The sequence below is a fragment of the Mycoplasma sp. 1654_15 genome (assembly GCF_012516495.1).
Taxonomy (GTDB): Bacteria; Bacillota_I; Bacilli_A; order Mycoplasmatales; family Metamycoplasmataceae; genus Mesomycoplasma.
This window is the reverse complement of sequence record NZ_CP051214.1, coordinates 826,643-848,717: the sequence shown is the minus strand read 5'-3', so window position 1 is coordinate 848,717 and position 22,075 is coordinate 826,643. Positions and strand designations below refer to the sequence as shown.

The following is a 22,075-nucleotide window of genomic DNA, read 5'->3' as shown; positions in this document are numbered from 1 at the left end:
AAAATACAAATTTTAAAATGGCATTGTTGTTGTGCCATTTTTACTATTCAATAAGGAAGCCCAAAAACAACAGACAAGGAGTAATAAATGGAATTTAAATTATCACAATATGGACCTACAACTGTACGTAGAGATTATTCTAAAACCAAATTTAGTCTCCCTACTCCAGATTTTTTAGATTCACAAAAACAATCATTTCAATGATTTTTAAAAGAAGGAATAGAAGAAACCTTTACAAAAATTTATCCTATTATTTCCACTAATGGAAAAATAGAAATTAGATTTAAAAAAGGTTCAGTAAGAGTAGAAGTTCCAGAACAAGAATACACAAACATCAAAGAATTAAAGAAAAAAGGTAAATCCTTTGTTTGCAAGGTGTTTGCTACACTAGAAAAATTACAAGTTGAATCTGGTGAACTAGAAAAACAAGAAATTTTATTTGGAGAAATCCCTTACATGACTGAGGGGGGAACTTTTATAATCAATGGATTTGAAAAAGTTATTGTTTCTCAATTAATTAGATCACCTGGTGTTTGTTTCAGAGAAAATGTAAGAAACAGACAAGCAGATGACTTGTTCAATAAAGTAGAAATTATTCCTCAGTTAGGTTCATGACTTGAAGTTTTCCACAGAGTTACAAGAAATGCAACAGATACTGTTAAATTAAGAATTGATAAACACAAAAACATACCTTTAATTACTTTCTTAAAAGCAATTGGTTTTGTTGATGAAGATATTATTAGAAAGTATTTTGGAAATTCACCAGAGTTAATTGAATCATTAAGAAAAGATAAATTTAAAGAACAATTTGACAGTTTAGAGTCTATTTATAGAACAATTAGAAAAGATGACAGAATAACAACAGAAGGTTTAAAAAACTTTATTCCTGCACTTTTATTTAATGAACGTCGTTATAACTTATCAAAAACTGGTCGTTATATGTTAAATAGAAAATTGAATTTATCAGACAGAATAATTCAAACCTATTTAGCAGAAAATGTTGTTGATTCTAAAGGAAACTTATTGTATCCAATAGGAACTTTTATTACTCCAAAAATTGCAAATGATATTCAATCTAAATTTGAACATGGAATTTTACCTTTATCCAACATTGAAGGATTAGACGAAAATGTTTATGGTCGTCAGCTAGAAATAACAAAAAATGAAAATCTAAAAGATAGAACAAAAATTGTTACTCTAAAAGTATGACCAAACAAACGTGCAATGGAACAAGATGCAAACAAAGAAATTCAAGAAAAATCAGTTCTAGTTATTGGAAATGATCCAACATCAACTGAGATGCATTTATTGATTTCAGACATCGTTGCTATTGTTTCATATTACTTCAATTTACTTGCTAATTTAGGTAAAAACGACGATCCAGATTCACTAGTAAATAAACGTGTTGTAAATGTTGGTGAGTTATTACAAAACCAGTTTTTAATTGCATTATCAAAACTAGAAAAAAACACAAAAGAAAGAATTTCTTCTAGAGGAGATACAGAAAAAATTAACATTAAAAACATTACTAACAACAAACCTATTTATAACCAATTTAAAAACTTTTTTAACTCTTCAAAACTTTCACAATTTATGGATCAAATAAATCCTTTAGGTGAAATGGCAAACAAAAGAAGAGTAACTTCACTTGGACCTGGAGGTCTTAACAGAGAAACTGCACAATTTGAAGTTCGTGACGTTCATGTTACTCACTATGGAAGAATTTGTCCAGTAGAAACACCTGAGGGACAAAACATTGGACTTATTTTAAACTTTGCAGTTTATGCTAAAACTAATCCATATGGATTTATTCAAACTCCTTATTTCCCAGTAGAAAATGGAGTTGTAAACTACGATCCTGAAAGCATTGTTTGATTAACAGCAGCAGAAGAATTTGGATATACTTTCGCACAATCTACTACTTTAGTTGATGATAATAACAAAATCATTGAACCTGAAATTATTGTTCGTAAAAACTATACTTATCTAACTGTACAACCTGAGCAAGTTGATTTTATTGCTGTTAGTTCCAAACAAATGACTTCACTTTCTGCAAGTGCAGTACCATTTTTAGAAAATAACGATGCTAACCGTGCGCTTATGGGTTCAAACATGCAACGTCAAGCAGTGCCTTTAATTACTACTGAAGCTCCTTTAGTTGCTACAGGAATTGAAGCAGATGTAGCTAAATTTTCTTCCACAAACATAAGAGCTTCTGAAGACGGACAAGTAGTTTATGTAGATTCTAAAAAAATAGAAATTAAAAATGAAGAAGGAAAAACAAAAACCTATCATTTACGTTATTTTGAAAAATCTAACCAAGAAACTTTAATCTTACAACGTCCAATCGTAGAAGTAGGTCAAGAAGTTAAAAAAGGTGATCTTATTTGTGATGGACCTTCTACAGATCAAGGTGAATTAGCTTTAGGTAAGAACGTTTTAGTAGCATTTTCAACTTGATATGGATACAACTACGAGGATGCAATTATCATCAGTGAAAAACTAGTAAAAGATGATGTATTTACTTCTATTCACATTCAAGAACAAACAATTCAATTTAGATCATCAAAAGCCGGAAATGACGATCTTACAAGAGAAATACCTAATGCTTCACAAAGATCCAAAAGACACTTAGATGAAAATGGTATTGTTCGTATCGGATCAGAAGTTAGTGCAGGAGATATTTTAGTAGGTCGTACTTCACCAAAAGGAGAAGATAATCCAACACCTGAAGAAAAATTAATGAACGCAATTTGAGGTAAAAAAGCTTCATCTCAGAAGGATACTTCACTAAAAGTTAAACACGGAGATGGAGGTACAGTAATCGACGTTCAAATTCTTTCTAGAAGCCAAGGTGATAATCTAGAAGATGGTGTTGAGAAGATAATTAAAGTCTTTATTGCTCAAAAAAGAAAAATCAAAGTCGGTGATAAAATGGCTGGACGTCACGGAAACAAAGGGGTTATTTCTCTTGTTTTACCAGTTGAAGATATGCCATTTTTAGAAGACGGAACACCAATAGATATCCTTTTAAATCCACAAGGTATTCCTTCTCGTATGAACATCGGACAAATTCTAGAAATGCATTTAGGAATGGTTGCTAAAAAACTAGATGTAAAATTCGTTTGTCCTGTGTTTGATGGAGTGAAATTAGACAAAATGAAGGAATTATTCCAACAAGCAGGTGTTCCAGAATCAGGTAAATTTACTTTATATGATGGAATCACAGGTCAACCTTTTGACAATGATGTTTCAATAGGTTATATGTATATGTTAAAACTACAACACATGGTTGATGACAAGATGCACGCTCGTTCTGTAGGTCCATATTCTCTAACAACTCAACAACCTCTTGGAGGTAAGAGCCAAAACGGGGGACAAAGATTTGGAGAAATGGAAACTTGAGCTCTTGAATCGTTTGGAGCTTCATCAGTTCTTCTTGAATTATTAACTTACAAATCAGATAATATTCAAGGAAGAAATGCTTTATATAACAACCTAGTTTCTGGTGGAAAAATACCAAAACCAGGAACACCTGAATCCTTCAACGTTTTAGCTTATGAACTTAGAGGATTAGGAATTAAACTTGAAGTTCACAAAAAAGAAAATGAAGAAGAACAACAACAAGAAATAAATCCTTCAAATTCTGAAGAAATACTTCTTGAAGATGCTTTTGATCAAGAGTATTTTGAAAGCCAAATGTCTAAAGTAGAAGACTATCACGAAGACTACGATAATGAAGATTCTGAAGAAGAATTTGATCATTTTAAATAAGAAAGGAAGAACATTAAATGAGTACAACTAATAAACAAGATACAAAAGTTTCTCGTCAATATGCAAAAATTTACGAAAACACAATTGAAAAAATTTCTTTAGCTCTAGCTACTCCTGAAAATATTTTAGAATGATCAAGAGGAGAAGTAACTAAGCCAGAAACCATCAATTATAAAACCTTCAAACCAGAACGTGGAGGTCTTTTTGATGAATTAATTTTTGGTCCATTAATTGACTACAAATGTCCTGTTTGTGGTAAAAAATATAAAAAATCAAACGAAAACACAATTTGTGTAGCTACTAAAGAATGTGAAGAATTAAAATCAAAAATTCTTCCAAAAATAGCTCGTCGTTATTCAATGGGTCACATCGCTCTTAATTCTCCAGTTTTACACTTTTGATTCTTCAAAATAGATCACTCAATTATTTCAAAATTATTAGGACTTAAAAACGAAGAAAACGGAAAACCTGTTTCAAAATCTTCTTTAGAGTCTTTAATTTACTACAAATCCCACATAGTTTTAGAAACAGGTGGTTTAAAATCTTTATCTAAAAACAAAATTATTGACATCTCAGAAGCTGGTGTTATTTATAAAAATGCACTACAAGAAATTCTTCAAAAATTTTCAGAAGAATCAGAAGAATATCAAGACATTTCAACCGCTCTTACTGACTTAACAGAAGTTGCAACTTCTAAAATCGGGCGTGATTACGGAATTGATTTTTATGAATTAAATGAAATTATTGAAGAGTATTCAGATGCTCGTATTTCTACAGGAACTAAAGCAATCGAATATCTTTTAGATCATCTTGATTTACAAGCTGAGAAAGTAAAAGTTGAACAAGAAATTCAAGAAGTTCAAAATACTACCAGTCTTTCTAAAAAAGATTCAACTAAAAATCAAAAAAGAGACAAACTCTATAAAAGATTACAAGTTATTAACGCATTTTTAAACTCAGGTCAAGATCCAAAATCTATGATTATCAAGAATCTTCCTGTTATTCCAGCTGATTTACGTCCTTTAGTTCAACTAGATGGTGCTCGTCATTCAACTTCAGATGTTAACGAATTATATCGTCGTATTATTATCAGAAATAATCGTTTAAAAAGATGATATGAAACAGATGCTCCAATTTTAATTATTCAAAATGAACTTAGAATGATTCAAGAAGCAATTGATGCTTTAATTGATAATCAAAGAAAATCACCAAATCCTGTTACTACAAAAGACAACAGACCGCTTAAATCCATTTCAGATGCGTTAACAGGTAAAAAAGGTCGTTTTAGACAAAATTTACTTGGAAAACGTGTTGACTATTCAGGTAGATCTGTTATTGTTGTAGGTCCAAAACTTAAAATGCACCAAGCAGGATTACCTCGTAGAATGGCTGCAAAACTCTTTGAGCCTTGAATTATTAGAAGGCTAATTGAACAAAACAGCGCTCCTTCAATAAAAACAGCTAGAAAGATGATTGAAGAACAAAATCCACAAATTTGACCTCACGTTGCCGAAGTTATAAAAAACAAACCAATTTTATTAAACAGGGCACCAACCCTTCACCGTCTTTCAATTAGGGCTTTTGATCCTGTTTTAGTTCGTGGAAAAGCAATTCAATTACACCCTCTTGTAACAACAGGATTTAACGCTGACTTCGATGGTGACCAAATGGCTGTTCACGTGCCAATTTCACCAGAAGCTATTAGAGAAACAAGAGAATTAATGTTTGCTAACAAAAACATTTTAGGTCCAAAAGATGGAGAACCAATTGTTAACCCATCACAAGATATGATTTTAGGTCTTTACTATCTTTCACAAGAAAAAGATGATGCTAAAGGTCAAGGTCGTTATTTTGGTTCTTATAATGAAATGATGAAGGCATATGAAGTAAAAGTAGTTGATTTACATGCTAGAGTTGCCTTACCTTTTTATGAAGTAAAAACAGCAAAATCTGCTTCATTACATGAAAATAAATACATAATTTCAACAGTAGGAAAATTCATTCTAAACAGAATTTTCCCAGATAATTTCCCTTTTATTTTTGACAATAAAGTAGATAACTTAGAGCTAAATTATGATACTCAACTAGAAAAATATTTAATTCCAATGGGAACAAATATTCCTGAGTATATTCAAAATTTACCTTTAAATCCTGCGCTTACTAAAAAAGATATAGCAAAAATTGTTCGTCAAATTTTCGACACTTATGACTATGTGGTTTCAAAAGAAGATGTAGCAAGCGTAATCAACAAATTAGACTTTGAAAACTATCAAGATTCTATACTTTTATATAGAAAATTACTTGATTTTAAAGGTGAACCACTTGCTTTAACTCACTGCATTAAATTAGCTGATTTTACAACAGCAGAATTTGAACGTTTAACTAGAATTAATAAAATTCATTCTGCTAATAAAATCAAGGTTTTTGAAGTAAAAGATAAAGTAGAAATCCTTGAAAAAGTTTGATTTAATTACACAAACGTAGTAGCTTCTATCTTAGATGACATTAAAGATCTTGGATTTATTTACTCAACAAACTCTGGTGTTTCCATGGCTATCTCAGACATCAAAATTGCACCAAAAAAACAAGAGTATTTAAAAGAAGGCGAAGACTACATAAATCAACTAAATCGCTTCTATTCACAAGGTTGAATCACTGATGATGAATGTTATATTCTTTCTATCAATAAATGAACAGCTGTTAAAAATGAAATTCAAAAGAATCTAAACGAAACTGTTGAACTCGATCCAAAAAACTCACTAGTTATTATGATGAAATCAGGAGCTAGATCAAATATGTCTAACTTCGTTCAACTAGCTGGTATGCGTGGATTGATGGCAAACAACGTTAAAGCTTTAAAAGTCGACGCTGAAAATGAAAGAGTTGTTCGTTCAATTGTTGAAGTTCCAGTTAAGTCTTCATTCTTGGAAGGTCTTACTTCATTTGAGTTCTATTCTTCAACCCACGGGGCTCGTAAAGGTCTAACCGATACTGCGCTTAACACTGCGAAATCCGGTTATTTAACACGTCGTTTAGTTGACGTAGCTCAAAACATTGTTGTGACTCAAAATGATTGTTTTTCTGACTTTGGATTTGTAGTAAAACAAATTATTGACACTAAAACAAATACAACAATTGTTCCTTTAGCAGAAAGAATTGAAGGTAGATTCTTAAATAAAGATGTAGTAAGTCCAGATGGTATGACACTTGCTAAATCAGGAGATTTTGTAAACGATCAGTTAGCTAGAAGAATAGTAGATTCTGGTGTAAAAGCAGTTGAAATTCGTTCTATTTTATCTTGCCACACTAAAAATGGTGTATGTAAAAAATGTTATGGTAAAGACTTAGCAACTAACAGATTAGTAGCTATCGGAGAAGCAGTTGGAATTATTGCAGCTCAATCAATTGGTGAACCTGGAACACAGCTTACAATGCGTACTTTCCATACAGGAGGGGTTGCTGGTGTTGAAGATATTACAGGAGGATTTACTCGTTTAATTGAGCTAATCGATGCTCACGAACATCCTTGAGGACGTCCAGCACAAATTTCACCAGTTCACGGAGTAGTTACTAAAATAGAATCAGTTAAAAATAAAGAAGATGGACAACTTACAGGTTCAATTTTAATTACAATTGAGTACAAAAATGAAGAAAATTTAGATGCAAACAAAATAATTAGAGTTGCTTCAAATCAAAAATTAAGAGTACAAATTGGTGATAAAGTAATACCTGGTCAAAAACTAGTTGAAGGTCCAATTATTCTAAAAGAATTACTAAATTACGCTGATGCAAGAACATTACAAAATTACTTATTAAAAGAAATTCAAAGAATTTACCGTATGCAAGGGATTACAATTTCTGATAAATACATCGAAATTATTATTAGACAAATGCTTTCAAAAATTCAAATTATTGACAACGGAGATTCAGATTTCTTTGTTGGTTCAATAGTAGATATTTTTGATTATCAAGAAGTAAGTGGAAAACTAATTGCTGAAGGTAAAAAACCTCCTTTTGGAAGCATTATTATCAAAGGAGCAAAACAAATTCCTTTACTTTCAAACTCCTTCCTAGCTGCTGCATCATATCAAGAAACTTCAAAAATCTTGGTTCACTCAGTAATTTCTTCACAGGTTGATAAATTAGAAGGTCTTAAAGAAAACATTATTGTTGGACATAAAATTCCAGCAGGAACAAACTCTAATTTTGAACACAAATCAAAATATGATATTAGAGATCCTTATTCATTCTTTAAGCCACAAATCAATAAAAATCATTAATTTTTAATCAAATAATATACAAAATTAAAACTAGGAAATTCCTAGTTTTAATTTTTATTTTTTTATTTTAAATAACATAGTAAAATTTGAATAAAAAGCTATAAAAATGAAGCAAATTTTAATCTATTATGAACTATAATCATTTAATTAATACACTTAATAACAAAGAAAAAATTTTAGTAAAAACTATAGAAGATTTACACTTAGTAGTAAATAAAATATTATCTTTAAATAAACAATTTATTTATCTTATCGGCGATTTCGGAGCTGGAAAAACCGCATTTGTTAAAGCATTAGCAAAAGCCTTAGGTATAAACCAAGAAATTACTTCCCCATCATTTAATTTTATGTTTTCATATAACAAATTAATTCACATTGACCTTGACAATTACAACTCAGATTTATCAGAATTTGAAGATTATTTTGAAGATAAATTCGTGGCAATTGAGTGAGCTAATAAACTTAAATTTTTGTATAATAATTCAGTTGTAATTTTTATAAAAATGCTTGAAAATGAAGAAAGAGAGTTCAATATTCATTGATAAATTATGAAGATATTTTTAGATACTACATCAGATTTTTTAGTGTATTTCCTTTTTGATAAAGATTTTAGACTTATAGATAAGCAAATAATAAAAGAGTCGAAAAAAGTAGAATTACTTGCAAATATCATTGAAAAATCACTAGAAAAAAATAAAATAAAGATTTCACAAATCACAGATTTTTATCTTAATTTAGGTCCTGGCTATTTTACAGGTTGTAGAATTTCTTTAGTTTATGTAAGAACAATTTGCCAACTAACTAATGCAAATATTTGAACTACAAATACATTTTCACTTTTATCATTTACAAACAAAAAAGAAGAAACTTACTACATTAATTCATCCGGTTTACACTTTTTTAGTGCTAGTGCAAAACAAGGCAAATTAACATCAGACGTTATTCAAGTTTTGAAAGAAAATAAAGAACTTAGTCAGGTAGATTATGAACTAATTTCCTTCAATTTTGAAGCATTTTCAAAAATTTTCCAACTAGAAACAAACATCTTAACAATTCAACCCTTTTATACCAAAGAACCCAGTGGAGTATAAAAAAATAGCAACTTATGTTGCTATTTTTTAACATTATTCTTTAAAAGCTTTTTTATCAATTTGTGAATTTTTAGTCATTCATTTAGGAACATTTACAGTTTTGGTTTCAGTGTTAAATATATCTACAATTTTAATTCTATTATCTTCATAGGTATTGACTTTTTGTACTGGATTTTTTGCAAACGCTTTACTATTAATGGTGATTTTAACATCTTTAGTTTTTGGTAATGTGATTTCTTCAATTTTATTATCTATAAATGCTTGTTCTTTAATTGTTAGATTTTTAAGATACTCAGGGAATTCAATCTCACTAATATTGTTGTTTGCAAAAGCTAATTTATCAACTGTAAAATCTGTTGCAGAAGAATAATCTTCGGTTTTTTCATTAGAAAAAATAATATTTTGTAATTTATTATTTATAAAAGCACCCTCAGAAATTTCTTTTAAATACCTAGGATCAATTTGTAAGTTTAGAGTATTTACACTATTGCTACCATAATAACTTCTATTACTGTAGCCATAAGTATATAGGCTTGTCCCTAGTTTATTATTAGCAAATGCGTATTTTCCTATTTTGCTAATTTGAAGTTTGTTTCAATCGTCTCTATTTGAATAACCATTATCAATTCAGTTTAATCAAGATATTTTGTAAATATTAGCATTTTTAAAGGCGTTATCTTCGATAGTTTTTAAACTTCTTGGAAGCATTAATCAAGGCATTGTGTTGTTTTCGAAAGCAGATTCACCTATTGTTGTTAAACCTATATCTGAATCACCATAGTCTTGAAATTGATCGTTTCTACTTATTAAGTTTTCTCACTGAAATTGAAGAGGAATTTTTTGTAATTTTATAAATTGTTCTTCTTTTTCAAAGTTTTTCTTGTCTAAATAAAATGCTTTTTCTTTAATAGTTTTTAAAGTATTTGGAAAAATAACATTACCTAAATAATATGTGGTTTTTTCGTTTTTATCAGTAATAGTAACTGTTCTAGATTCTCAAGTACTAAAAGCAAATTCAGGGATTTCTGTAATGTTAGTGGAACTTAAATCTAAAGTAAACATTTTAAATTTCAAAGTATTTTCATCATTTCTATAATAATAGTTACTAAAATCTTTATTGTCTAAATATATAGTTCCTCTACCAAAATCAGGTGCACTATTTTGATTTCTGCTAAAAAGAGAATATTTATAATTTTCATCATTATATCTAGAATCTTTTTTATAGTTTAGATCTTTTTCTCAATAACCATAATCAGTCTCTAATTTAACATATTTATTCCCGTCACCACCTCTGATGTATTTGTTAGTAAATTTGTTAGCTTCTTCTTTTTTAAAGACTTTTTTGACTTTTTCAACAATTTTATCTACAGTTTTATTTACTACTTTATTTACAGCTTTTTCCACTGCAGTTTGAACAAGAGGATTATCTTTAGCTTTATTTAATAAGTTTTCAACTGTTTTTATTGCTTTATTTTTAGTTAAAGGATTTGCTTCATTTTCCTTCATTTTTGAAGGATTTTCTTCAGGAGTTACAGGTTTTTTATTTTCCTCAGATTTTACTGGACTTTTTGTATCTGTTTTAGGAGGGTTTATTCTATTATTATTTTCAGACTCTTGAGTTTTTTCTGGTTTTGCGGTAATAGGCTTTACAACTGTAGTATTTGGAGAACCAGTATTACTGTTTTGATTTCTTCTAATAATAGGTTCTGGTTGAGGTTTAGGCTGAGGTTTTGGCTCTGGTTTTGGCTCTGGTTTTGGTGTCGGTTGATTAGTAGTTGTTGTTTCACAAGATAACAACACAGTTGTCGGAAACACAAAAACCAATGCACTTAATAAAATTAATTGTTTTTTCTTCATAGATAATTATTAAAACAAAAAAAAAAAAAAGCAAGAAAGTAAAAGTAAAAAATTCGCTAAAATTTATTTTAGCTTCAAAAAAGAAGAAAAAAGCACTGAAAATCCAGTGCTTTTTAAATGTTTAATAATTATTTAAAAGCTTCCCTATGAATACTTATTTTGTTTGTATCTGAAACAATAACGTCGTCTTTCTTTATAGGATTTTGTGAAAATACTTCTTCTGCAATGGTCAATCTTGATTCTAAATTAGTAGGTAATTTAACAGAAGCAATTTGATTCATTTTAAATGCTGCTTTTGAAATAGAAGTTAATTTATTAAACTTTTCTAAATCTAAACTTGTTAATTTATTATTGAAAAAAGCTCCAATACCAACTTTTGATAAAGAAATTTCTTCTTCAGGTCTTGTAAAGCTGATAGATTCAATTTCACTGTTTGCAAAAGCTTCGTCGCCTATTACACTTAAACTATTTGGTAAAACCAATTTACTAATTTGGTTGTTTTTAAAAGCTTGCTCTTTAATTTCTGTTAATGAAGTTGCTTTAGAAAAATCAAGTTCTAATTTTCTTTGTTGTTGACCATAAATAGCAGGGTCTAAGAAAAATGCTCTTTTTTCAATAGATCTTAAAGTAGCAGGAAAAATAATTTTTGATAGATTATATACAACAGAAACATTTTTATTTTCACCTGTTCCTGCTTTTGTATATGTTCTAGATTCAGCATTATAAAAAGCATTTTCAGGAATTTGTGTTAAATCTGTAGATGATAAATCTAAAGTGAAAGTAAAAATACTGGTTTTTGTATTATCTGGATTAGTAATTTCTGTAGTTGGATTAATTTTTACATATTTTTCAATCTCTTTTTCGTCCCCAGTTAAGTATTTAGAAGAAAAAGATTGTGTTGAACCACAAGATAATACTGTTATTATTGGAGTTGCAATGACTAATGCACTTAACAAAGCCTTTAGTTGTAATTTCATAGTCTTATTATTTTACTAAAAAAAGCAAAAATGCTTAAAAATCTTTATTTTTCTTTATCTTTGTTTAAAATTTTTTTATTAAATTAATAAAATCAAATAAAGTCAACAAAGGAAAATATGGTAATTTCAATTTTAGCAATGGGAAAAAATAATTTAATCGGAAAAGGTGATGATTTACCTTGATATGTAAAAGAAGATTTTGATTTTTATAGACAAGAAACAAAAAATCACGATATTTTAGTAGGTAAAAATACCTTCTTTACACTTCCAGAATCTCTTCAAAAATGAAGCAAAATTTTTATTATTACAGATGATAAAAGCTTTAAATATGAAAAAGAAAATGTCAAAACAATAAATGATTTTTCTTCATTAATAAAAGAGTATAAAGATCATCCAACAAAACATTTATACGTTTCTGGTGGATACACTTTGTATAAAAGTATTGTCAATGATTGTGATGAACTCATTATTTCTTTTATTAAAGGAGAACACTCAGGCGATGTTTTCTTAAATGAATTAAAATGAGACAAATTTACTGAAGTTTCTTCAGAAGATAAAGGTAAATTTATTGTAAAAAAATACAAAAAAATAAAGTAATTTGGTAAAATTTTATTTTTAAAAACACAAAAAAATTTATATAAAATAGGGGAAAAATGAAATTCAAAAATAAAATTTCTAAACTTTTAACTGCGTCTGCAATTTTAGTGCCTACAGTATTTTTAGCATCATGTCAATCAACTACAAGATTTGATCAAGTTAATGATAAAAAATTAGTTATTGCTCATACTTTTAAAAACAATGAAAGTAGATTTTTAGCTTTAAAAGAAATCGTAGACCTTTGAAACAATACAGAAAATGTAAAAAATGAAAAAGTGGGTTTTGATAGAATTGAATTAAATGGTCAGTTTGCTCCAACATATGCCCAACAAGGTGAAGCGCTTGAAAAACAACTAAAGGTAAAAAACACTAATCAACTTATTAATTTAATTTTTGGTTATCCTACACTTGCTGCTGTTGCTTCACAATACAATATGAGTTTAAATTATTCTGATTTTCCTGAACTAAATCAAGCAATTGAAACTACTTTTCCTAAAAACTTTTTACAAGAAAGTAAAGAAATAGCAGGATTAGACCCAAGCAAATACTGAATACTTCCAACACTAAAATCTTCAAGATCTTTACTTATAAATGGTCCATTATTTAATTACATAGTAGAAGAAGCCACAAAAACTGGTACTCGAAAAGCAACAGTAAAAGAAGAAGATAAATCTTGATTTGAAAACTTAGATAAAGAAAAAACTGATAGTAAATACATCAAAAAAGTTTGGGGAGATTATGTTCCTATTTTAGTAGAAAATGGTGGGCTAGATGGATATGTATTTTCAAAAAATGCTTTAGATAATTATGAAGATTTTTTTGATTTAATTTCAAGAATCAGAAAATCATTTCCTACAAAATTTACTGAAGAAGAAAATAAAAATAAAAATCAGAAATTTATTCTAGGTCTGGATGATATTGGAAATTCAATGTACTCAATAGCTTTTGCTAATGCAGATGCTGATTTTAAAAAATTCCTATTTAGTTTAGAAAAAAATAATAGTCCTAAAAATGATTCAGATACAGTTATAAAATATGCAACTTTTTTAGATGAGAAAAATTCTCCAAGATATCAAACTGGATTAAAAACTTTCAACCAAATTGACAAGTTATTAAAAGATGGTTCTTTATATTTTTATGGTTTAGTCAATGGCAATCCACCTTCTAATCTTTTCTTAAATGATCATCATATGTTGTTTGCAATCACTACCACTTCTAACTATAAACAAAGATTTGCTACACCTAAAGAAAAAATTAATATTCTAGAATTTAAGCCAAATCCGAAAGATCCTGAAAAACTAAAATCCGAACTAAAAAATAGTGTAAATGTTTCTTCAGTTCCTGTTTTTGTTGCTTTTTCACCAACAGATGAAGAAACAAAACAAAATATTTTGTTCAAATTTACTTCTACAGATAACCAATTAGAAATTCCCGAAGCAAGTTGATGAACTCAGTCTGAAACTCAACAAGTAAATTATTCTTTAAATTTCAAATCTTTTACTGTCAAAAAAACAACTGATAATAAATTATTAGTAGAAGAATGAGATGCAAATTCTACACAAGCAAAAACTCACGAATTACAAGAAAATTCTGACTTTTTAAATTTGATAAACTCTTTAAATAGCAAAGAAAATGAAGAAACTAAAGGTGTTTGAAGTGCTTATTTCTTTAACAAAAATCAAGATTTTAAAGGTGGTAAACTTGATGATTTTACTGTATTTGATAACCTACATCTAAGCAGTTCTACTAATGACAAACTAGCGTGAATAACAGCAACTAAAAATGTTAAACATGAAAGAGTTGACAAAGACAAATCTCTAAACGAGAATGAAATCCATTTTTTAATTGAACCTAATAAAAAAGATAAAAATAGTGCAAAAAAATTAGTAACATTCCAAGGTCCAGGTTTAATAGGGATTCACTCTAACAATGAAGAAGATTTAGCTACTGCAAACTTTTTAAAATGATTTATCACTGAAAAAATAACCTTCACTTATAAAGAAAAAGAAGCAGATACAGTATCAAAAACCTTTGAAGGAACCCCAAACGAATATTTAGCATTTAGAGGAAATTATTTAGCTCCTACAAACTCTAATTTAATTAGTGATATAAACGATAAAACAAAATTTCCAAACAACAGATTGTTTAAATTATTATTTGAAACTTTTAAAAATGTAAAAGACAATCCAGAGAAATATGCTATATTTTCAGAACCAGCAGGAGCATTATCAGGTCGTTTAAGAACCAATATTACTATAGCGTTTCAAAATTATTCCAATCAAATAAAAACCAATCCTAATGCTACACATGATTACGATTCTTATGTAAGAAATCTTAAAAACTTATTTTTACCTAACAAAATTCAATAATTTTTTAGGATTTTTACTATATAAAATTAAAAAAATTTACTTTTTTGAAAAATATTATATAATGTAGGCTATGATTAGCACAAACTCAATAAAAGCATTTATTTTGAAGTCAAATAAAGTTTTATTGAGTTTTTTTATAATGAAAAAATGAGGAAAAAATGAAGAAATCTTTTAACAAAACTAAAAAAATTTTATTAGCAACATTAGCACTTTCACCTGCTTTAGCCTTATTATCTTGTGGTCAAACAACAACAAGATTCGATCAACAAGAAGATGGCGTAATTAAATTAGGATATTCTTTTTCTTCTACAGGACGTGAAGCAAAAGCAATTCAAGCAATCATTAAAAAATGAAATGAATTTGATGCAACTAAAAAAGCAACTTTCCCTAATTATTTACCAGCAGATAAAATGGAATTTCAAGGTGGTTATTCAGGAGCCGCTTCAACAATTTCACAAAAATTAAAAGCACAAGACAAAACATCTTTAGTTAATTTATTATTTAACTATGATTCTGTTTTAGCAAATATAAACTCTTATGATATGAGTGTTCCATTTGTGGTAGACACAAAAGATTCAAAGAAAAATTCTGAAGATCAAAATGAAATTAATACTTTTGTAAATGACAACTTTTCTGAAATATTCTTAAAAAACAACACATTAATACCAGGAAAATCAGCAGATGTAATTTATACTATTCCAATTAGTAAGTCTTCTGAAATGTTAAGTGTTGATGGTGTTTTATTAGGATTTATAATCAATAAAGCTACAGAATCTACAACAAATCCAGCAACTATTAAATCTGAAGATACTGCATTTTTTAAAAAATATCAAGATATGGCAAAAGATACCAAATCAGCAGATGATATAAAAGAAATAGAAAAACTTTGAAAAGAATATAAACATCTTAACAAAGAAGATGGTGGTCTAGGTGGTTTCGAATTTTCTAAAGAAAAATTTACTAACTATAAAGATTTGTTAGACTTAGCTCAAAGAGTTAAAAAATCATTTCCAAAAGCATCAGAAGGAGATAGTGTTTTAGATACAGTATCAAATGTTATAGGATTTGATGCAATTGCAAATGCTGTTTATGTTCTTTCTTCTTCAATAAGTGAAGGCGATAGATCAAAACAAATTGTTCAAGTTAAAGATAGAAAAGTTAGCTTTACTGCTTCACAAAAGAAGGATACAGATAGTTACAACAACTTGAAACAAGTTTTCGAATTTTTATACCCTTACATACAAGATGAAACTTTAAAAATTAGTGGCAAAGGAGAATATTCTTCAGATTTTTTAAAAAGTCACCAACTTCTTTTCGCAATAGGTTCTACAGCAGGGTACTCACATAATTTTGTTGCTAACACTGGGGAAAACAAAAGCGTTTACACTTTAAAAACAAAAATAAATTCAGAAGTTAAAAGTCAAAATATAGAAGAAAGATTCACTTTTGAATTAATTAAAACACCTAAAAAAGAAGTAGAAAAAGCAATTGGTTACTTAAAAAATTTAGGTACACAAAAAGAAAGTGCTGTTTTTTCAGAAACCGATCAACCACAAACACTACTAAGTGGTTCTTTAGTTGTAGATGAAGCAGCTGCTACAAAAATTAAAAGCATTTTAGCAGGAACAGCAGAATTTTATATTTCTTCAGATAAAAAATTTGGTAATTATGTTTCTTCTAATTCAATACCAACAGAATCAATTGAAAAAGTAGGAAAACAACTTGTAAAAAACAATTCATTTGATATTTTCTTCTTAAATAAAGCAACTAATGAAATTGTTTCGCAAAAAGCTTCAGCTAAACTAAACAAAGATGAACTCATTTCTTTAGCTTCACCAGAAAAATATACTTCACAAAATACAAAAGCTATAATTCCTTTACAAGGCCCTAACCTATTTGCTATTCACTCTACAGAAAAAGAAGATAAAGCAACAATTGAATTTGTAAAATGATTCTTAACTTCAAAAGAAGACTGAGAAAAAGATCATAAACAACTTACACCAATGGAATTCTTTAAATCCCAAACTGACTATATTTCTCTAACTAATGAATCATTAAATGAAACCAATCCAAAATTAAGAGTTGGTTCAAAAACAGCTTTTGATGTACTTAAAAAAGCAAAAGCAAATCCAAATGACTTTGTAATTTTAGAAGATGCAGTTGATTCAAAATCTAGCACTTTTAGAGATGCAATAGTAACTACATTTACTACCGTAGCAAATAGAGAAAAAACCGGAAATAAACTAGACACATTTGACAAATTTTTAGGAACTTTAAAAACCAATCTTGGTCCTACATTTAAATAAATATGCTAATAAAAAAACTCGTTCAACATAAAAAATCCTTCTTTTTCCTTCCTATAATTTCATTTTTACCTGTTTCGTTTTTCGTCTCTTGTTCTTCAATTTTAGATTCTGCTTCACAAGTAATTTCACTAAATGATTCTTCACCAACCGAAAACTTTCCTAAAATTGGCTTTAAAATAGATACTTTTGAACAATCTCCACTAGAAGATATCAAGAATTCACAAAGTACTTATTTTAAAGAAATAGCTAAGTTTTTAGACCACTCATATCAATGAACACAAGAAGATAAAGACAGATATCAAGGACTTGCATATTCACTACCATCAAAAGAAAATACTTTTACATCTTTAGATGCCACTATAGTTAGATGAAACGATGGTGATACTCCTACAATTTCGCTAAATTATCCAGGTTGACCTAAAACCATTAATGTGAGAATCAAAGACATTGATACACCTGAAAAAGGAAAAAAAGAAGGTAATCAATATACACAAACAACAGGTTTAGAGTATGAATATGCAACAAAAGCAACAGAATTTGCAGAAAAATTAATTCCTGTTAATTCTAAAGTTACTTTTGTTTTTTCCGGTCAACATAAAAAATCATATGAAAGATTTGTTGGCTCAATTTTAATAGGTCATGATGGAATTTATAGAAATTATTCTGTAGAATCAAATCAAGCAGGTCTTTCAGTAACCACAGGAGATTATAAAAAAGTTCCGGATAAAACTTCTACTGAATTTTATTGAGGACTGGCTCAATCCGCAGTTATAGAAAATGCAATTAATAAACAATATGGTTTTTATAAATTATTAAACTCAGATACATCAACTAAAAAAATTTTACAAATGATGGCAGATGTATTTCAAACAAGAGGAACTGGTAATCTTCTTACTTTCATAAAAACTCCTGAAACTAAAGACGAAAACATAATAGATTATTTTAATTGACTAAAACAAAATAAATAAGTTATTATAAGAAAGTTAATTATGCAAGTTAATCAAGACAAAATTAATTTTATTAATAAAACAAAAGAAAAAGCTGATAAATGATTTAAGTCTCAAAAAGATAATTGAGCTATAGAAATCAAGGATTTAACTATAGATTTTGGTGAAACTTTAGCAGTTGATAAGGCTAATTTACAAATTCAAAAAGGAAAATTAGTTACATTACTTGGACCTTCTGGTTCAGGAAAAACAACAATTTTAAATGCTATAGCAGGTTTAATTACCCCGACTTCAGGAGAAATACTTTTTGAAGGTTTAGATGTTACAAAAAGTACTCCACAAGATAGAAAATTAGGTTTAGTTTTTCAAAACTATGCACTTTATCCTCATTTAAATGTTTATGATAATATCGCTTTTCCTTTAACAAATGACGCTGTTTGAAAACAAAAAACAAGAGAAAAATCTTTATATGCTAGACACCAAGCAAATGTTATTGTCTTTAAATCAAACGGTTGTTCTGAGAAGGAAATTGAAGAATATAATAAACTAATTTTTAATTATTTTGATGTTTATAAACAAGTTGAAAGACAATATAATAATCAAAAATCACATCTTTATAAAAACTTGTTTGAATTAAATAATAAAAAACATTTAATTCAGCTTTATAAAGAAACAGAAATTAAAAAATTAAATGAAAATACAATTTCTAAACTAAAAGAAATTAGAAAGAATAATTTTAATAATTATATAAATTCACAACCTAATTTAAATTCTAAATTTGCTTTGTTTTTTCACAAAATTAAATTTGCAATAAAAGACTTTCTTTCTTCTTTTAAATCAATAAAAATCAACAAAAAAGAAGTAAAAAATTCTATAAACAACATCGATTCTATTAAATCTAACGCAGAACTTCAAGACTATTTTTCTCAAGTTATTAAACAAATAAAACATAATTTTAAACAACAAAAAAATCAATTAATTCAACAAATAAAACAAGAAAAACAAAAAATTAAAAATTCAGCTGAACTGATTGAATTAAAAGAAAACAAAAAAAATATTAAAAAATCAAAACAACTAACTTTAAATTTATATTTAGATTTTGAAAAAGCACTAGTTCAAAAATATTCTTTAAATTTAACTAAATTATCAGAATCCGATAAAGAAAAATACAATAAATTTAAATCAGAAGATATTTCATTAAAAACTGCTATTAATAATGAAGTATTAAAAACTGCTGAAAAAGTAGAAATTACACAAAACTTGCATAAAAAACCAACTAAACTATCAGGTGGTCAACAACAAAGAGTAGCGATTGCTAGAGGAATAGTGAGACATCCAAAAATTTTATTAATGGATGAACCACTTTCAAATTTAGACGCTAAATTAAGAGTTCAAACTAGACAATGAATTAAAAAAATCCAGTCTGAAATAGGAATAACCACAGTTTTTGTAACTCATGACCAAGAAGAAGCTATGTCAATTTCAGACAACATTATTTGTATGTCAACTGGGAAAATACAACAAATTGGTACTCCTTTAGAACTTTATAACACTCCCAAAAATGAATTTGTTGCCAAATTTTTAGGTGTACCTGAAATGACAATTTTCACAGCAAATTTGACTACTCCAAAATATTTATTTTTATTAAACGAGCTTCAAAAAAGAAGCATTTCTTATAAGAAAAACCAAATTAGAGTAGGAATAAGAGCTGAAGATTTAATTGAAACTAACTCACAAAATTATTCTTTTAAAGGAAAAATTGAGTCTGTTGAATATTTAGGAAAAGACATTTTAGCCAAAGTTAAAGTTGAAAATGTAGAAGTATTTAATATTTTCTTGAAAAATAAGGCAAATTATGAAAAAAATGAGGACATTTTCTTCAATCTTTCCACTTCTAAGCTTCATTTATTTGATATAGATACAAGAGAGAGGCTGTAATGAATTTGTGATATAGACTTAAGTTTAAAATGTTTAAAAAAGAAACAAATTTTGAACTTGGAATCCTTCATAAACAAGAAAAGTTTTGAAAACCATTACTACTTTTATTACCCTCCATCTTAATAATTTTGTTATTTACTTTGCTTCCTTTTATATATGCAGTTAAAGAATCTGTTTTAATAAATGATGATCCTAATAACAAAGCCTCAGTACATTTTGGATTTACAGCTTTTTCAGATGTTTTACAAGATCCATTTTTTCAAATTGGGATAAGAAATTCAACTATTTTTGCCATAATTTCTCTTCCTATTACCTTGCTTATTTCGTTATTAATTTCTTCAACAATTGCAAGCATTTATAGAAAATGAGCTAGAGGTTTTTGACAAACTGTCTTCTTTTTACCCTATGTTACATCAGGGATTGCTGTCTCACTTGCCTTTTCATATGTTTTTGCTACAGAAGGCGGATTTATTAACAATTTATTTAATACAAAAACAAGATGATTAGAAAGCGGACAAGAAGATTCTTTCAACGCTTTAATAGTTATTTTATTTTCAGGTGTATGACGTTCGCTAGCTTTTCAAATTTTAATTTTAACTACAGCAATGTTATCAGTAAATCCTACACTTTACAAAGCCGCTTCTATTGATGGTGCAAGTCCTTTTAAACAGTTTTTCAAAATCACTTTACCTTCAGTTTCTAAAACAATAAACTTTTTAATCACAATGGGAATTATTGGGGGTATTAAAGTATTTCCAATTGGTATTTTTCCAGATGCTGGAACAGCAAAAAGTAATGGTGGAACAACAATTTTAATTTATATCTATCAACAAGTTAAAGATTCTGAATTTACCTATGCAGGAGTTTCTACCATTTATTTATTTGTTTATGGTTTAGCCCTTTCAATAGTGCTTAAAAAAGGAATAAATACTATATTACTTATTATTTCAAAATTAGGAGAAAGACATGTACGCAACAAAATTAAAGCTACTAATTTTTTGAAGGAATAAGTTAGCAAATTTAAAAACAAGAAAAGCAACAAACTTAATTTCTTCTCAAGTAAAAGAAGTATCTTTGTGGAAAAATGTAGTATCTTTTCTTCTTAAATTCATAGTCTTATTTGTTTTTGGTCTATTTATTATTTTCCCTTTTTACTTCATGGTTATCTATGCACTAGCACCAAAAGAGCAAGTAATTGACTCAAGGGTTTTAGTTTATTATCCACAAACATTAGAATGAAGTAATTTTTCTCAAGCTTTTGCAGAAGGTTATGGTCAAGCATTAGGTTGAACAATTCTAATTACGCTAATTTCAGTTATTGGAAAAATATTTTTTTCAATGACTTTTGGCTATGCATTTTCTTTAAAAAAATGAAAATACAAAAAAGCTTCTTGATTAATTTTTCTATCTATCTTATTGCTACCAGAAACAGCTTTATTAATAGGTCAATACAGAGTTGTAATTATTTTGTTATGAAATAAACAACCCGGAACCATTTTAGCTTTAGTAGCTCCATTTGCAGCCTCAGTTTTTTCAGGCTTTATGTTCAGAAATGCATTCGAAGAAATCTCAGATAGAATTAAAGAAGCAGCTATGGTTGATGGTTGTTCAAATATTAAATTTTTCTTCAAAGTGGCTATTCCATTAGTGAGTCCGACAATTTGAACGGTAGGTATTCTTACAGCCTTTGCAGCTTGAAATGGACTTTTATGACCACTATTGATTTTAGAAGGAAACTCTAATATTAAAGTAATTAATATTTGATTATTAGATGTTGGTAGAAATCCAGATGAAGGTGAAGGATTAATTCCTTTCTTAAAAAACATTAGAATGGCAGGAGCTATTTTAGCAATATTACCAATGTTTATAATTTATTTTGGATTTAGAAAAAGAATTCTAAGAGCAATTTCAAGACAAGGTTCAACAATTAAAGGATAAA

At 28.1% G+C, this 22,075-nt stretch carries 13 protein-coding genes; 11 read left to right on the top strand and 2 right to left on the bottom strand.

Annotated elements, in window-relative coordinates:
- Positions 1-87 precede the first annotated feature (87 nt).
- The 4 genes from rpoB to HF996_RS03615 all read left to right on the top strand — a co-directional run bounded on the left by rpoB (position 88) and on the right by HF996_RS03615 (position 9,145).
- Entirely contained in the window at positions 88-3,774 is a 3,687-nt protein-coding gene (rpoB, locus tag HF996_RS03630; protein WP_168910674.1) for a DNA-directed RNA polymerase subunit beta, read from the top strand.
- Between the two features lie 17 nt (positions 3,775-3,791).
- Entirely contained in the window at positions 3,792-8,054 is a 4,263-nt protein-coding gene (locus tag HF996_RS03625) for a DNA-directed RNA polymerase subunit beta' (protein WP_168910673.1), read from the top strand.
- A gap of 128 nt (positions 8,055-8,182) precedes the next feature.
- A complete protein-coding gene (tsaE, locus tag HF996_RS03620; protein WP_168910672.1) occupies positions 8,183-8,599 on the top strand; it encodes a tRNA (adenosine(37)-N6)-threonylcarbamoyltransferase complex ATPase subunit type 1 TsaE in 417 nt (138 codons plus the stop codon).
- A 3-nt stretch (positions 8,600-8,602) separates the two neighbouring features.
- On the top strand, positions 8,603-9,145 hold the full coding sequence (locus tag HF996_RS03615; protein ID WP_168910671.1) for a hypothetical protein: 543 nt from the start codon (positions 8,603-8,605) through the stop codon (positions 9,143-9,145).
- A 33-nt stretch (positions 9,146-9,178) separates the two neighbouring features.
- Here HF996_RS03615 and HF996_RS03610 read toward each other — a convergent pair whose 3' ends face one another.
- Together HF996_RS03610 and HF996_RS03605 are read right to left on the bottom strand one after the other, a co-directional pair.
- Positions 9,179-11,002 (bottom strand): leucine-rich repeat domain-containing protein, encoded by a 1,824-nt coding sequence (locus tag HF996_RS03610; protein ID WP_168910670.1) that lies wholly within the window; start codon positions 11,000-11,002, stop codon positions 9,179-9,181.
- Between the two features lie 128 nt (positions 11,003-11,130).
- Entirely contained in the window at positions 11,131-11,979 is an 849-nt protein-coding gene (locus HF996_RS03605) for a leucine-rich repeat domain-containing protein (RefSeq protein WP_168910669.1), read from the bottom strand.
- A gap of 117 nt (positions 11,980-12,096) precedes the next feature.
- Here HF996_RS03605 and HF996_RS03600 point away from each other — a divergent pair, with 117 nt between their 5' ends.
- The 7 genes from HF996_RS03600 (at position 12,097) to HF996_RS03570 (ending at position 22,074) form a co-directional block, all read left to right on the top strand.
- Positions 12,097-12,576, top strand: a complete 480-nt coding sequence (locus HF996_RS03600; protein ID WP_168910668.1) for a dihydrofolate reductase — start codon at positions 12,097-12,099, stop codon at positions 12,574-12,576.
- Positions 12,577-12,632: 56 nt separating this feature from the next.
- Positions 12,633-14,945, top strand: coding sequence for a P68 family surface lipoprotein (locus tag HF996_RS03595; RefSeq protein ID WP_168910667.1), 2,313 nt, complete (start codon positions 12,633-12,635; stop codon positions 14,943-14,945).
- A gap of 158 nt (positions 14,946-15,103) precedes the next feature.
- Complete coding sequence (locus HF996_RS03590) at positions 15,104-17,251, top strand: P68 family surface lipoprotein (protein ID WP_168910666.1); 2,148 nt, start codon at positions 15,104-15,106, stop codon at positions 17,249-17,251.
- Between the two features lie 2 nt (positions 17,252-17,253).
- Positions 17,254-18,219 (top strand): thermonuclease family protein, encoded by a 966-nt coding sequence (locus HF996_RS03585; protein ID WP_254427710.1) that lies wholly within the window; start codon positions 17,254-17,256, stop codon positions 18,217-18,219.
- A gap of 21 nt (positions 18,220-18,240) precedes the next feature.
- Positions 18,241-20,136, top strand: a complete 1,896-nt coding sequence (locus HF996_RS03580; protein ID WP_168910665.1) for an ATP-binding cassette domain-containing protein — start codon at positions 18,241-18,243, stop codon at positions 20,134-20,136.
- A 29-nt stretch (positions 20,137-20,165) separates the two neighbouring features.
- The gene (locus HF996_RS03575) at positions 20,166-21,146 is read left to right on the top strand and encodes a carbohydrate ABC transporter permease (protein ID WP_334199177.1); all 981 of its coding nucleotides are present in this window, start codon (positions 20,166-20,168) and stop codon (positions 21,144-21,146) included.
- Positions 21,103-22,074, top strand: a complete 972-nt coding sequence (locus HF996_RS03570) for a carbohydrate ABC transporter permease (RefSeq protein WP_168910663.1) — start codon at positions 21,103-21,105, stop codon at positions 22,072-22,074. Before HF996_RS03575 ends, HF996_RS03570 begins: the two co-directional genes overlap by 44 nt.
- Position 22,075: the final 1 nt, after the last annotated feature.